This is a genomic window from Corynebacterium sp. ES2715-CONJ3, from assembly GCF_024814365.1.
Classification (GTDB): Bacteria; Actinomycetota; Actinomycetes; order Mycobacteriales; family Mycobacteriaceae; genus Corynebacterium.
The window spans coordinates 19,923-35,387 of the sequence record NZ_JANUXS010000006.1 but is presented as its reverse complement, the minus strand read 5'-3'; the positions used below and the strand labels follow the sequence as shown (position 1 = coordinate 35,387).

The following is a 15,465-nucleotide window of genomic DNA, read 5'->3' as shown; positions in this document are numbered from 1 at the left end:
ATCCCGTTCCTCTCTACGATTCCCGCATATAACGCCACAGGCCAAATCCAAGAATGATCACACCCAGAAGCAGGAAGAGTACCAGCGACTGCAATCCAGTTTGTGGCAACATTTGAGCCACAGCTGCAGATAGTCGCAGCGCATTAGCACCAGCGATATCACTAACCTGTTGGAGATTTTCCTGCCCAGTTGTCACTGCCGTGACCTCAGCTGCAGAACCACGATAGTGATAAAAACGACGAGGGTCCCCGGGGATCTTGACCTTTATCGAGCATTCGACCTCCGCCTCGGCGTCAAGGGTTTCTATCTCGCACGCTGCAGCGGGGATGAGGCCATCATCGGATATCAGGAGCGTTTGACCGTCTGCGAGGATCTCCGCACCTGCAAGAGAAGGATCACGAAGTGTCACTGCTTCCAGAGGAATAGTCGAGCGATTACGAACTATGTAGGTTATATCCATGGCTTCCGCTTGCGCTGGAAGCACAACGGTGCCTGCAACCGCTTCGGTGAGGGCTGAAAGCCCTGCCCCCTTGATGCGCTTGTCCAGTGCGATTCCAGGAATGATATTGCGGGCAGTCACTGTCCATTTATCCCCGTGCCTATCGGTATCCTCCGCTTCGGCAACGGGGAGAACCGTGAAGGTCCACGCGGGCCCTTCAGTTACCGCACCCTGACTCATTGCAGCCTGGTTGATCTCGCCTTGATCGATGCGATACCGCGAAGAAATATCATGCGGTTCCCACTGCGCCTGAGGAATCGTGTGATGATCGTCGATCAATTCGGTGACCTGGCATGTGGTATTGACGGGCACGTCTTTGAAGAGATGAGTCTCACCAGACCGTAAGGTGAAATCAGAAGGCTCACAATTGGAGCTGAACTGGAATTCCTGGCTAGATGAGACTGCACCCACCGCTTCCTTATGAAAGCTGACTGTCACAGTGGCTGTTCGGAAAAAAGTCTCCGAGGCGAGGGTGAGAGCCACGTCCTGATTCGAAGGCGATGGAACCGTATTCGGGGTTGAAAACTTCACAACTGGTTGCTTCATGGTCGAATCAACTCGGGTGTCCGCGCTTAAGGGATCTCGCGGGTTCCGGGAGTCTGCGACTCCCGCGTAGTCCCAGAGTCCCATCTGACTATAAGGTTTCCTGTCATCGGCGGTTACCGCGAGGTCTGGGCGCGCCTGCAGAGCACTGCCATCGAGCTGGTATTCGCAACGAGCACCAGCGGGCAGCTCTACGATTATTCCACCCTGTGGCGGTTGCGCCATAGCAGCGGAGTAGCCAGCAGCGCTCGTAGCCTTAGCGAGGGTTGTAGCTGATGAGAAATCTTCTCCGTTACAGGTAATCCTATTGATGAACTCAGCCTGTTCGAGTCCTTGAGGAGCCCCGTGTTGGATATTCACGATGCGTACTGGGACACTGCGCAGTGCGAACCATGCCGATACAGTGATGTTTGGAGAGCGCTGCCCTTGAGTATCCCTGATTTCGATAACAGGTTGCTCGGCGGTTAGCAGCGGAATTGTCCGCTCTCGACCGTCGCGGATGGTCACGGTGGACTGGTCTTGTAGCAACCTAGCCTGAGGATAGTTATAGGAGGTATCGAGATCGAGTGCACACAGGGAACCGACAGGGACTCCTTTTACCTCAACAGACTGGCCGGGTGCAGCCGCAACTCGCCCCTCGAGAACCGTCTCCTGCCCAGCTACACAACGGTAACCAATGCTCAGATCGCGGTTGGGAACTTCCCCTACCTCCCGGGCTGGGCCGGCGGCTGCTGCAGTCACCGTTACCGTCGTAGTTTTATCGTACGCGGTATCAATAGCAAGGTTACTCACAGAACCATCTTCATCTTTTAACCGGAATATATAGTCCCCCGACTGATTCTGCTCAATATTTTTGCCATCGAGGACAATATATCGATGGCGCAGCACAATATCAGGGTTGTCTACCTTGAACTTTGGAGAAAGCGTACACATAGAGCCCGCGGGAAGCCCTGGTACTCTTGTCGCCTTGGTCGTGGTCACCGTTCCGTTTTCATTACGCAGCTCCACGGCCACTATGCGTTCGTCCACGCCTTCGCACGTCAAGCCGAAGTTGACCTGGCGTTGTTGCCCGGGGGCTACCAGCGTTGCAGCCGCACTCCCTCCGAGCTTTTTCGTCACATTAAGGGCGGTCAATTTCCGCTCATATGTGTTTATTGCCACGATCCGGTTCGCTGAATCGTCCCCAGCACGAAGCGTGAGAGAAGGAGAAGTCCCTGCCTGTTGCTCGGGATTCCAGGTGAGTGTGTGTTTGTAACCATCGGGCACGTCGTCGGTGGAAAGATCCTCACTGACGTGGCACGTCGCGCCCTCGACGAGCCCGTCGATTTGATGGGTCAGCGTGCGATCGCCGCCCTGCCCCAGCACGAAGTCTCCGTCGAGTTGCTGATTGCCGAAGGCTTTGTCGAAGCCTGGAGGGGGTGTGCATTGGTAGCGGAAATTGTAGGCGCGGTCTGTGTGTGGATCGAGGCCGTCGATCCTTTTTTCCACAGTGAGAGAGGCCCTATTGAACTTAGGCTTCCACTTTACTGCGCAGTAGACGGGCTCATTTTCTGCGTTTGCGTAGGTCACTGTGGAAGTATTATCGCCGTTAGTTACCACGAAACCAGCTGGGAAATTTCCCTTTTGCAGCTTTCTGTTCCCTAATTGACAGGTCCATTCGGGATCGTATCTGTCGAAGACATTAGTACCATCTGGGGTGCGGGCCTGAGAACGGAAAGTATAAGGATCCGAGGCTCGAGGGATCCCTCCTTCGTAGCGCACCGAGCGCAGTAGCGTGGCGAAGGGTGCAGCATCCTGGCGCGCTGGTTGATCGGTACTCGAATTCACAACTGCTTCGAATTCATCCTTGGTAGAACCCGCCTCAAAGTCGAAAACAGTCTGATTCCCGAGAATTTTGGTCTCGGCTGAGGTATCAGCATCGACATGGCCGCCTATACGCCCCACATTGAGCGCAATGGCGACGCCTTGTTTACCGCCGCTTGTGCTCGACGTATAGAGTCCAATCTCTAGAGAAGTGGGATTTTGAATGGAGGTTAAGAAGGCTCCGGGTTGGGTCACAGTATAATCAACTAAGCACGCGTAGTCGAAGGTCTTTCCGTCGACTTCCCAGTTAGCTGCAGCTCTAGAACCCCAGGCATTCCTACCTTCAAACGTGAAATTTAGGGTACTCGCCCATTTGCAAGTTCTACCGTCGTCGTTGTAGAGCAAGAGAGGCTGAAGGATTTTCCCGCGCGAGTCGGCCTGTAAAGTAATCGCCTCATGGTAGCTGTTACTGCGTGTTGTGGTTCTTTCGGCGTCCATGACCACGAGGTCGTATTTCTTCAACTCGCGATTATCTCGGCCAATCACCCGGATATCGCTCAAACGCACCACGGCGTACTTTTTTCCCTCTCCCCCAAACGTATGCTTCAGATATGCTCGCAGCACGGGTCGCTTAACTTTAGCCCCCGCCTTGCTCAGTTCGAGTCGGTCACTAGTTAACTGCTCATTTCGCCCTGCTTCCGTGGAGAGGCCGAAGTTAACCATTCCGTCACGATCATACCCAAATATCGACTTGTCATCTCCAGAAATAACTTCCGAAGTCACATCCATAAGATAGGAACTGCCCGCTACTATTTCAGCATTGAACTCAAGGGTGAGATCACCAATCTTTTGTCTCACCAGTTGCGGCCCGTCCCATGGATTATCAATTTGGCTAAGATCTAACCAGCATAATTGCGGAGCGAAGAGCTCGGTTTCCGACCCCGGGCTGGACACGCGAAATTCGCAACCCTCATATTCCTGAGTTGGTGTGGGGATCACCCGAGACGCTACCGGAGTTGCGGAGAAATCCGATGCATCCTCAGCGCGCGCTAGAGTATTGGGCCCGCCAACAACTATAAGAAGCCCCATGAACACGATGACTATAGCAATCAGGGCGTACCCCCGGTGCACTATGCTTGTCAATATGTTTCCTCGATAATCTCTGGTTTTAATATGAATCTGTGCTCCCGCTGTTAGGACTCGCTCTTAGGATAAACACCATCTTCGTCTCCCGATGGTCGCCGCCGGACCACCAGCCACAAGCCCACCGTTACGAGAAGAAGGGCTAGTCCAACGAGTCCTAAAACACTAGCCCCCGTCGATGCCAATGCACCTATCGGCGACTGCATCATCCACGAATTTTTATCCTGCGTGATGTCGGGCCTACTAGGCGGATGAAGCAGTAACTGACTAAGTGGCAGCCACCCAAATCCGAGCGTTAGAAAGAGGGCTAGAAGTGGCACAACAACACCAGTCACTATGCTGCTTCCAGAGCTAATCTGGGGTGCGTGGGTTATTGCGGTATCAGATTTCAGCGCTGGGTAGGCGCCTAAACATCCCGCCATTTGGGTGTCGGCTGGGCAGTATCCATCCGCGGAGGCATAGATCGTATTCGAAATCTTTGTGCCTGGGAAGAGTGGCGCTTTCACCCGTGCTCGAAAGCTAATATTCACGGTGGTTTCGGGGTGGCCTGCGCGAAGCCGCGATATCGTTGTAAGGCCAGCGTCGCTCAAGGATATCGAAACCTCGTTTGCCTCCACGCTGGTGCGATAGTCATTGGCCTCCAGGCGGACTGAGCCGTCGAGATTTTCCACCACGATAGTGTCGATGCCCTCGAAGTCTAGGTTGGTATCGAGCGAGTCGAAGAATTCCACTCGGTGAAGTTGGCCGTTGCTATCTACCGGGGGCACTTGGGCGGTGATGCTATAGGCGATAGTCTCACCCCAATCGGCGGTCTCGCGGTCTGCACGCTTGGTCACAGATGGTGGTTGAATTTTCGTTCGCACAGCGGTCGAGGGCTGATCGACGATCACTAGGAAGGGCGTCGACACGAGTTCAGGAGTATCTCCCATCCTGCGGGCGTCTTCTCGCACCTGGTAAATACCGGGTTCGAGACCTGAGAATAGAGCAACTCCGTTATCATCTGTTCGCGCGTGCATCACAGGGCCGGTATTGACCTGCGGATCAGATGTCAGCAACTCAGGGCGTTGCAGAATGAGATCATTCAACTGGCTGGGGTCAAGTTCCCCCAGGCCGAACAGCTGGCGAATTGTGAAGGTAGCACCAATAAGCTGCTCTGGTCCCACCACGCCATCGGTGCGCTGGGTGGGATTAGCAAAGGTCTTCACAATCTGTAAATGTCGCGGAGCCTGAGCATGGGCGGGGACTATGACAAGGGCGATTGTAGATACTGCCAGCAGCGCTGCGATGAGTGATCTCCCCAGGCCCAATACTCTTGGGTGTGAGTGTAATAGCACTTATAACTCCCCGTTCATCTGCTGCGTATCCGCCTTATTTCGCCGCCTTAACATAAAGATGACTAAATACAGCAAAGCGGCTAGCGAAATTCCTACAGCTATCGTCATCCACAGCTGCCAAGGGCTGCGATACCGGCGCTCATCCTGGTGATGTGGCACATCTATGCGGCGGCCACGGACGAGCAGACGGTGCGTATTAATACCATAAGGAGTACAGGTAACGAGAGTAAGAAGATCGTGACCTGCAATCGGCCTGATGCTGGAGATATCCTCAGGCAGTACTATTCGAATATCATCGACCTCATAAGCGAGGGTGTCGCCCACTACATCAAGGGTAAAAATATCACCGATTTTTACGTGGGTGAGGTTGTCAAACATCGTTAACGTAGCCAATCCGGTGTGACCTGTCAGTACTGCGTGGGTCCCCTCTCCCCCGACAGGAAGGGCGGTGCCATAGAGATGCCCTACCCCGTGAGCTAATGTTGATGTTGAGGTGCCGTGATAGACGGGAAGGTCAATACCGACTGACGGTATATGCAGCCTTGCCATCATGGAATCTACATTCAGATGGTCAAGGTACGTGCGGTAGCCAGGGGTTGAGGTATCAACACCGTGCACCCACGGATCTGGTGAACCGAACTCGGGCAGATTCTGGTTATACTCTCGCGCTTGGTCAAGCAGGGTGGATCGGTCCTGAGCTTCCATCTGCATTACCTTCTCCGAGTAATACTCGGCCAGGCGATTTTGTTCGCTATTTTTCAGATGCGTAAGAACAACAGGGGCGAGAAATACCACAACAGCCAGGATGATATAGAGAGGGCCTCGCATGCGCACCCGGTCTCGTGCTCTTCGCTGACGGTGACGCATGAATTTCAAGCCCTTCCCTACTTCTTTGGCAGCTGGATCCCGTCGGTGCTGGACAGACGGGATCCACCCCGCTCTTTTAGCTCAGCTTTTAGGCTGTGGCCTTGGAATCACGGCGGGTGGTATAAAGACCACGGGCAAGCAAAGCCAGACCGACAAGGAAGACGAGAACTATTCCCCATGCACCAGTAGATGGTAGCTGGTTGAGGAAGGTTGTCCTTTGGTTCTCCACTTCTGCCGTCAACTCAGCCGGACCGTTCTCGTTCTCGGTCACAACCACTGGAATAACTTCTGGGTTGCGCACAAAGCCTGCGGGAGCTTTGGTCTCGATGACACAGAACTTATTTGCTGATTCTCCCGAACCAGTTGAGTAGGACTTGATAGGGATACCGAATCCTTGGGCTTTGGCCTCATCCGAGACGACCTTGGTCGTCAGCTTTTCTTGTTGCTCTACACCGGTGCTCTGGGTAGCGGTCTTGAGAGCATTACCCTTGAGCGTCCAGGCGCCGGAATCGTTGGTGCAGTGATAGAGCTCGAACTCCGCACCTTCCAGCTCATTAGCTGGTACATTCTCTTCACCAGCAGTTTTCGTGATCGTTAGGTTGCCGAAGGTCGTCCGCGTGGGGTTGTCCTCATCACGGGTGGTGGAATACGACTTGGAGTTGATATCAAAGGTTGCTTTGTTATCAATTCGCCCGTTATCCGGAAGCGAGACGATTGTGGCGTCAAATTCCACAAAGACCTGAGCATCGGTGTGCGTCTTATAGAAAGCCTCGAGCTTGGCTAGACCTTTTTCCGTGAAGTCAACAACTATTTCATCACCGGGATTAGAGCCTGTGGTGGTAGTAAAGTCCTCAGTATCTACCAGCGTTGGGATATCTCCCGCCTGGGCGGTCCGCGCGGCTACGGTCACCTTCAAGGAACCATCGACGTACTGGAGGTTTTCCACCAGATCATCCGTGATTTTGAATTGGGTGAGATTGGTTGATGGGACACGAGAGCTGAGTCGGTAGCTAAGGGTGCCACCCAAGGCGGCTGTGTCATCGTTGACTTCCTTAATCGGCTCAATCTTTTGGTTCTTTGGATAAACCGTGCGCTCATATACCCACTGATCACCATCGCCATTGGGGGTTGGTAGGGTGATGAGGAAGGGTGAGGTCACCGAATAACCTTCGGGGGTCTGAGTTTCGGTCACGCGGTAAACGCCAGCGCCGTTCGCAAATTCGAAAGCGGCGAGACCTTGACCATCGGTTTCCTTGCTTTGCTCAGCTACGCTGTCGTCAGCTTGAAGGGCTGCGATCGTCGCATTGGCATTCTCGGCCGATACGATGTCGTTGAGCTTCTTCCAGCTCGCAGCCTTCGTAAGGTCAAAGGCGTTACCTGCGTCATCTTTGACCTTCTCCACTTTGAAGGTGACCCCTGCTAGCGGTTGGGCGTTTTGCGGTGCGCCTTCTACATCCTCGTACTCGCCGTCATATTTGTAGATATTGAGCTTCACCGTCTGGGTAGTATCGATCTGCGCCGCAGCCTGCAGGTTGGCATCACCAAGAGTTTGCTCGATACTCAGGTTTTTATCTTCAGCGATAGCTGCTGGAAGGCCTACACCCATGCTGGTGCACGCCACGGTGACGGCGGCACACAGGGCTATGGCTCGGGGTTTTAATGAAAGCATCAATATCCTTAAAAATTTATATTTGCGTACAAGATTTGGTAGCGCGCGGACTCATGAGGTTTTCCTATGTCAGTTAAACCGTCCCGCATACGACCGACCATGGTAACTCACCTTTGCTGCGCATCCAAATATCTATCTGCGCAGCTAGATGGACAAAAAAGCACTTCTTGGGTGATCACAGCAGCTCATGGATCTGATAATCCTCTTAACTTTTAGAATTTCTTATTGGGAAAAGCCTCCTTTAAGCACAATGCTAAAAGGAGGCCCTGAGGGAGAGTTTTACTGAGAGGATTTTCCTTGGTCGCGTTCTTTGTCGATATCGTCCTTTTCGACGTCGTCGTTCACACTGCCGGTAATCCCTAACTCGCCGTCGATCATCACATTGCCGGAAATGATGACAGTTCCATCCGCCGTTTGTTCAAACTCTGGGGTCGGCAAAATGTTACCGTCCTCATCGAATCCGGGAGCTGGTTGCTGCTCGTGCGTCGCTAGCTTCTCGGCGGTATCGGTTTTTTCCCACCGTCTCGTCACCAAGGGAGCCATCGCAGCGCGATCATCATTCATCCCTTTCAAAAGCGAGTACATCATGACGAACTGCATGAGGAAGAAGGGCAAGGCCACGATAATGACAACCTGCTGGAGAACATCGATACCAGTGCCGGGAGAAACGATGAGCAGCACTGCCGCTACCGCGCCGATCATCACGGCCCAAGCGATACGATAGGCCGTCGGCGATTGGTTCTCTTCTCCCGTGCACATCATATCGTTGACCATCGCCGAGGAATCGATAGAAGTGATGAAGAAGATAATGACGATCATCAGGGCGAAGACCGAGACCACGGAGCTAAGCGGATACGCTTGCAGGAAATTAAAGAGTGCTGCAGAGACGTCACCCTGCTCCACCACTGGCACAGTGAGGAAGCCTGGCTGAGCACGCTCGATCTCCAGGCCCGCACGGCCAAAGATGGCAAACCAAATGACTCCGAAGATTGTGGGCAAAATGAGCACACCGCCGATGAATTCACGGACCGTGCGTCCGCGGGAAATTCGAGCGACGAACATCCCCGTAAACGGCGACCAGCAGATCGTCCACGCCCAGTAGAAAGCGGTCCACTTGCCCTGCCAGCCAGGATTATCACTATAAGAATCTGTCCAGAACATCAGGCGCGGCAACCAATCACCGTAGATTCCGAAGGCCTCGACCACGGAACGCAAAAGAGTAAGTGTGGGGCCGGTCAGGACAACAAAGACCATGAAGATCACGGCCATGGCAATATTGAGGTTGGAGAGAATCTTTATACCTTTATCCAGCCCACTCGCGACCGAAAAGCTGGCCACCACGGTGATAAGAATGATGATGAGTAATTCCACCCATCCCACCAGGGGTACCCCCCAAATCTTATTGAGGCCGGCGTTGACCTGCAGCGTTCCCAGGCCAACCGAGACCGCGATGCCGAAGACCGTACCAATAATTGCTAAGGCATCGATGAATTTGCCTGGTAGTGAATAGATACGCGGGCCTAAGAGGGGGGCAAAGATTGAAGACAGACGCGGTGGCAGTTTGCGCTTGTAGATGAAGTAGCCCAAGGCCAGGCCTGGTAGCGCCATAATGACCCACATATGGATACCAAAGTGGTAGAACGTGAAAGCGAATGCCTGCTCGGCGGCCGCTGCGCTCATGGGTTCCACATTATTCATTGGAGGGTTGTAAATATGGTTAATGGGTTCCGCAACACCCCAGAACATCAAGACAGCGCCCACGCCGCCAGCGAAGAGCATGGCGAACCAGACGGGGAGAGAATGCTCGGGGTCGTCGTCGTCGTCGCCTAAACGCATCCGGCCGTAGCTGGAGGCGAAGATGCCGATCAGGAAGATCAGCGCTAAGGAAATACCTCCGATATACATCCAGCCTAAATTTTTCAGCAGGGCCGCTGATGCACTGGCAAATATTGGTTGTATCCGCTCCCCAAATATCAAAGTGACGAGGACGAATGCACCGATGGTCCCAGCCGCCATGGCGAAGATTGTCGGGTCAGTGTGAAAATGAAACCGTTTACGAGCAGAAGTCGGAGTGGGATCCGACGTCGCGGAGCTCGGTGAATGTGAAGTAGCGATCGTGCACATCCTTAATCAGATATAAGTACCTTAGAATCAAACAGGTTCTAATACTATAGGTTGATGACGCACTCGTTCATATCCCGCACGTCAGCGCCGACTCCACCACGCACTGCGGAGGTTACTCTAAAAAACCTTTAGACCGCCTATTACTCCCAAGATCATAGTTCTATAAAAGCAGGCTCGTATTCTACCCGGCGCAGTTGGGGCAGTGCCTGTGTATTGAATTAAGACTCACCAACAAGCCTGACAAGCTCGCTATTAAAATGAGCACCTCGACGCTCGCCCCCTCAATACTTGAATCTAGAGTGTAAAAGATATCGCTCCGCATCGTAGGTTGAGGATCACTCACAAAGATCTTTTAGATGAGTTTGGAGATAGCGATGCTACGGGCATGCCCTAAGCCAAGCTGAAGTCTGTCATAGTGGGCCAGGCAAATTTTTTTGACCCTGGGCAGCCAGAAATGAGGAGCCATGATCGGGGACGGCAGGAATACGACTAACGGGTAAGGTGAGGCAAATATTCTGCTACCTGCAGGGTAAACCCTGACCCGCAGGTCACCTCACACTTAGCATCTCCCTAATATTTCTACCCCGAATGATGAGGATCGAAAGAGAATGCGGGCAGTTACTCGTCCACGCTGACGGTAGGAGCTCTAACCACCTTTGCAGAACATCTCCCATAACGGAGACTGTTCAGGCGGCACCGCTACACATCCTTGTTAGCGAACGAGTGCGGTATAAAGGATGCGCCCATCCACGGCTCGGTGTGCCGCGACCGCGATCCTGGTGAGTCTCGGATTGAGCAGCAGCGCGCGTTCACCAGGGACACTGTTCCACTGGTGGAAAGCTTGACCACTGAGCACGCCAGGGGCGCTAGCGATTAGTTCACCACTGGTAATACCGACGCTTGGCTGGAACTGATTATGCGCCATCCATTGACTATGCCCGCGTGCTTGTTGATACAAGACGTCATCGAAGACGAGCGGATAGAGGCCGCGGCGTGTGCGCTCTTGGTTAATGAGCGCTATGGTCACCGCTTCATCCGTGCGCTGATCATAAGGTGGCAGCGGCCGTGCTGGGCTCATGCGTGCTAGAAAATCATCCACGCTGCGTTTAATATGCACCAAAAAGTCGCCTATAAGATCAGTAGATGATCCTTGAGAGGATAGGGCGGGTAGAGGAGGCATCTGTGCGTGGGCGGGGCCAGGCGTGATCATCGAACCAGCAAGAGTTATAGCTAATAGGGTTCGGGGAATCCTTGTCATGGTGCAGCTCTCTCCTCATACTGGTTGCGGAATAGGGAATATGGGTTCTTATGATACACGTCACTTGCTTTTTGAGGCAGTGGTCTACTCTCATGAGCTAGCACCCATGAATATCCGGTGCCTTTAAGTTGCTGGCATCTTTAAGCTTCCCGCGAGGAGAAAATCTCGCGGGCTGAGGCCGTGACTAATTATCGTCCGTGCTCAGTGCTGCCACGAAGGCTTCCTGTGGGACCGAAACGGAACCAAGGGATTTCATGCGCTTCTTGCCCTCTTTCTGTTTTTCAAGAAGCTTCCGCTTACGAGAAATATCGCCGCCATAGCATTTCGCTGTCACGTCCTTACGCATTGCCCGGATATTTTCACGGGCTATAACCTTGGCGCCGATCGCGGCCTGAATGGGGATTTCAAATTGCTGGCGTGGAATCAACTCTTTCAGTTTCTTCGTCATCTTATTGCCGTACCATAAAGCGGAATCACGGTGAACAATTGCCGAGAAGGCATCCACTGGATCGCCGTTCAGGAGAATATCAACCTTGACCAGATCGGCTTGCTGCTCCCCCGCTTCCTCGTAATTCAGCGAGGCATATCCCCTGGTGCGCGACTTTAGAGAATCAAAGAAATCGAAGATAATCTCACCCAGCGGCATGGTATAACGCAGTTCTACGCGGTCCTCCGATAAATAGTCCATGCCTCCCATTTGTCCGCGCTTGGATTGGCAGAGTTCCATGGTGCTACCTACAAATTCGGAGGGCACGATGATGGTGGTTTTCACGATAGGCTCCCACACCTCGCGTAATTTTCCACCAGGCCAATCTGAAGGGTTGTGTACGTGAGTTGAGCTCCCATCTTCGGCTACCACACGGTAGGACACCGAGGGGGCAGTGGAGATGAGATCAAGGCCGAATTCGCGTTCGAGGCGGTCCCTGGTGATCTCCATATGGAGCAATCCAAGGAATCCGCAGCGGAAGCCGAAGCCCAGAGCCACAGAGGTTTCCGGCTCCCAGGACAATGAAGCGTCATTGAGCTGTAATTTCTCCAGTGCTTCACGCAGATCTGGGAAGTTGGCTTGCGAAATTGGGAACAGCCCTGAGTACACCATGGGTTTGGGATCAGCATAGCCTTGCAGAGCCTCTTCGGCGCCGTTTTGGGCCCAAGTAACGGTATCTCCAACCTTGGACTGGCGTACATCTTTGACGCCAGTGATCAGATATCCCACTTCACCAGGGCCTAAGCCGTCACACTTTTTGGGGGTGGGCGACACAATGCCAATTTCCAGCAACTCGTGAACGGCACTGCTCGACATCATCTTAATTTTCTGTCGAGGGGTCAGCTTCCCGTCGATCATACGAATATAGGTAACCACGCCGCGGTAGGTGTCATAGACCGAGTCGAAAATCATGGCGCGCGCCGGCGCATCAATGCCGTGATCGGTGGTCGGTGGCGGCACCAATTCGGCTACTTTATCGAGGAGAGCTTCAACGCCTTCACCGGTTTTACCTGACACCCGCAAAACATCATCTGGTTCGCATCCAATAATATGGGCAATTTCTTGGGCATATTTCTCTGGATCTGCGGCTGGCAGATCGATCTTATTAAGTACGGGAATAATCTCGAGGTCATTCTCCATGGCTAGGTAGAGATTCGCCAAAGTTTGAGCTTCGATGCCTTGGGCGGCGTCAACTAGGAGGATAGCTCCTTCGCAGGCTTCGAGCGCTCGAGAAACCTCATAGGTGAAGTCAACGTGGCCCGGGGTGTCGATCATCTGCATCACGATTTCTTCACCTTTGTGCGCACCGGAACGCGGCACCCAGGGTAGCCGAACGTTTTGCGCCTTAATAGTGATGCCGCGCTCACGCTCGATATCCATATTGTCTAAGTATTGTTCGCGCATATCGCGGGCATCGACAACATTGGAGTACTGTAAAATACGATCCGCTAAGGTCGATTTTCCATGGTCGATATGGGCGATAATACAGAAGTTACGGATCTTGGAGAGATCCGAAAAAGTCTGCTCCGCGAAATTCTTGGCCATTAATTCCCTTTCTCCAACTGCAATTCTTCTCCCGATTTTACCCCACCTCTGTATACTCTCCCGACTTAGGCCCCCTCTAGATGCTTCAGAAGGATAAACTGAAAGATTATGAAGCCGGATTCCTTAGTGCGACGTATCTTGCGGGCGATCATGGTGAGGCTATTTCGAAGCGACGAAACCTCCAACCTCGATAAGGGCCTGAAGGCTCTCGCCTCTCAACTCGGGCTCACTGAGCGAATCGACGCCCACCACCTTCGCACTCCGGCGCGCGCTGATATCGCAGTCGTCGACACCGCTGAATATCCGCGCGGGCTTATTTATGCCCCCAATATGGATGGCCAAGTCGATCCTGGCGAAGTGGTTTTTTTTACCCGCCCGAGCGAACCGGATTTCGAACGAGCCCTCATCGTGGTGGGCCGCAGTGGGGATAAGCTTCTGGGCCTGATTACCTCCCCTAATCCTGCACATGCGCTCAGTTCATCATGGGCTGAAATAGGGGCAGGGCCGTGGGATGAGACGGGGCGGAATGCCTGGGCCAGGCTTGATAAATTAGTGCAGGTTCCAGAGATCGTGATTAGGCGCCAGGGGGCTGTGATCCCGCCGCGCCGGTGGGAGTCGATAGCCAATCGCTTGCGCCGTGAATTCGGGTGGAAATAACTGCTTACGTGTTCGCTTTTAGTTAGCGGAGGTGGTAAGGTTTTCGTTCGTTGTCCGAAACAACACCACCATGGTGGTTAAGTTCATCTTCGAGCGGTCAGGACCTTGGGATCGCCGCGAACTTCAACTTGTAGCAGCCGTGGTGCACTAAGATATCCGAATAAGAGGTATACACATGGCAAATATTAAGTCACAGAAGAAGCGCGTTCTCACCAACGAGAAGGCTCGTCAGCGCAACCAGGCAATTCGTTCGAAGGTTCGCACCGAGATCCGTAAATTCCGCGCTCTAGTTGCCGAAGGCGATAAGGCCGGCGCCGAAAACCAATTGCGTGTTGCTTCGCGTCAACTGGACAAGGCTGTTACCAAGGGTGTCTTCCACCGCAATAATGCGGCAAACAAGAAGTCCCGTATGGCCACAGCTTTAAATAAGATGGCTTAAAAAAATCCCGCTGATCCTCACCGATCAGCGGGATTTTTTTAAAATAACCCTGCGATGATTAAACCAATTGAGGCAACTGCAAAAAATCCGCCGGCGATAAAATCCACGATATAGCTAAAGCGATAGAATACGTGGCGCACCGGACGAGCTGAGAAGGCCATAACAAGTGTAGAAAAGCCTAGAACGGTGGTCATTATCATGACTGCCACCACGAGAAGCGCTTGGCCGATATGTGGGTTGGGTGGCAGGAATGGTGCGATAATCGCTGCGAAATAGAGCACCACTTTGGGATTAGACAGATTTGTTGCTAGGCCCAGGCGATAGCAATATTTGAGGCTACCTAAGCGTGCCGCGTGATCAATATCGAGCTGAGTACCCTTCCGGTACTGGGCGAGAGCGGACGTGAGTACATTCTTCGCCATAAAACCCAACCATAAGCCGCCGATAAGTTGAATAGCCCCCATGATCGATGGATAAGCATGAAGCAGGGTGGAGGCTCCCACAACCGTTGCGATCACCCACACCGTGAGCCCGCTGGCGATACCGAGAGTGGCGGCGAGGGCATGCGGCCGAGATTTTGTGGCTAGTCGGATGAGGAGAAATATATCCGGTCCAGGGCTGATCATGCCAATGAGGTTGAGCGTGATCAACCCGATAATATCAGCGCTTGTCACCGGAATCGTGAGCGTCAAGGTGGGCTACAAGGTCGCTGAGTTCAAACATTTTTGCGGTGTTATAAGCGCTGGGATGACCGATATGAGGATCAGCGCCGTGATTAATCAGAGTAGCAATGACCTCTGGATACTTCTTAAATATCGCTCCTGCCAACGGGGACTGTCCCCGGTCGTTTAATTGATTAAGGTCCGCCCCCATATTGATTAACTCCCGGACAATATCAGCATGGCCGCTATAGGCGGCTATCATGAGGAGAGTATTGCCCTCCTCATTACTAATATTGGGGTTAAGCCCCAGACTAACGAGCGTCCTCAGCCTATCGCAGGCGGGCTCGCCTCCGGTGCGAGCGAGGTGAAAGAGCTCGTTGATAAAGGCTTGCAATTCAGGGTCTGGAGAAGGGGTCGTCATTATCCCCATCTTAG

At 53.1% G+C, this 15,465-nt stretch carries 11 protein-coding genes; 2 read left to right on the top strand and 9 right to left on the bottom strand.

Annotation, left to right across the window (positions count from 1 at the left end):
* Nucleotides 1–13: 13 nt before the first annotated feature.
* The 7 genes from NXT00_RS07890 to lepA all read right to left on the bottom strand — a co-directional run bounded on the left by NXT00_RS07890 (nt 14) and on the right by lepA (nt 13,272).
* Nucleotides 14–3,934 (bottom strand): DUF5979 domain-containing protein, encoded by a 3,921-nt coding sequence (locus NXT00_RS07890; protein WP_259158664.1) that lies wholly within the window; start codon nt 3,932–3,934, stop codon nt 14–16.
* Nucleotides 3,935–4,038: 104 nt separating this feature from the next.
* The gene (locus NXT00_RS07885) at nt 4,039–5,322 is read right to left on the bottom strand and encodes an isopeptide-forming domain-containing fimbrial protein (protein ID WP_259158663.1); all 1,284 of its coding nucleotides are present in this window, start codon (nt 5,320–5,322) and stop codon (nt 4,039–4,041) included.
* Complete coding sequence (locus tag NXT00_RS07880; protein ID WP_259158662.1) at nt 5,323–6,150, bottom strand: class C sortase; 828 nt, start codon at nt 6,148–6,150, stop codon at nt 5,323–5,325.
* Between the two features lie 127 nt (nt 6,151–6,277).
* Nucleotides 6,278–7,858, bottom strand: coding sequence for a SpaH/EbpB family LPXTG-anchored major pilin (locus NXT00_RS07875; protein WP_259079775.1), 1,581 nt, complete (start codon nt 7,856–7,858; stop codon nt 6,278–6,280).
* A 279-nt stretch (nt 7,859–8,137) separates the two neighbouring features.
* Nucleotides 8,138–9,982: a BCCT family transporter gene (locus NXT00_RS07870; RefSeq protein ID WP_396124772.1), complete on the bottom strand. Its 1,845-nt coding sequence runs from the start codon at nt 9,980–9,982 to the stop codon at nt 8,138–8,140.
* A gap of 712 nt (nt 9,983–10,694) precedes the next feature.
* Nucleotides 10,695–11,240 (bottom strand): CAP domain-containing protein, encoded by a 546-nt coding sequence (locus NXT00_RS07865; protein ID WP_259158660.1) that lies wholly within the window; start codon nt 11,238–11,240, stop codon nt 10,695–10,697.
* A gap of 184 nt (nt 11,241–11,424) precedes the next feature.
* Nucleotides 11,425–13,272, bottom strand: coding sequence for a translation elongation factor 4 (lepA, locus tag NXT00_RS07860; RefSeq protein ID WP_259079768.1), 1,848 nt, complete (start codon nt 13,270–13,272; stop codon nt 11,425–11,427).
* A 108-nt stretch (nt 13,273–13,380) separates the two neighbouring features.
* On the opposite strand from lepA, the gene NXT00_RS07855 reads away from it, so the two are divergent.
* Both NXT00_RS07855 and rpsT read left to right on the top strand, forming a co-directional pair.
* Complete coding sequence (locus NXT00_RS07855; RefSeq protein ID WP_259079754.1) at nt 13,381–13,929, top strand: growth inhibitor PemK; 549 nt, start codon at nt 13,381–13,383, stop codon at nt 13,927–13,929.
* A 175-nt stretch (nt 13,930–14,104) separates the two neighbouring features.
* Nucleotides 14,105–14,368, top strand: a complete 264-nt coding sequence (gene rpsT, locus NXT00_RS07850) for a 30S ribosomal protein S20 (RefSeq protein WP_259079752.1) — start codon at nt 14,105–14,107, stop codon at nt 14,366–14,368.
* A 38-nt stretch (nt 14,369–14,406) separates the two neighbouring features.
* Here the strand turns inward: rpsT and NXT00_RS07845 are convergent, their stop codons facing one another.
* Both NXT00_RS07845 and NXT00_RS07840 read right to left on the bottom strand, forming a co-directional pair.
* A complete protein-coding gene (locus NXT00_RS07845) occupies nt 14,407–15,042 on the bottom strand; it encodes a LysE family translocator (RefSeq protein WP_259158659.1) in 636 nt (211 codons plus the stop codon).
* A complete protein-coding gene (locus NXT00_RS07840) occupies nt 15,029–15,451 on the bottom strand; it encodes an ankyrin repeat domain-containing protein (RefSeq protein ID WP_259158658.1) in 423 nt (140 codons plus the stop codon). Before NXT00_RS07840 ends, NXT00_RS07845 begins: the two co-directional genes overlap by 14 nt.
* Nucleotides 15,452–15,465 lie beyond the last annotated feature (14 nt).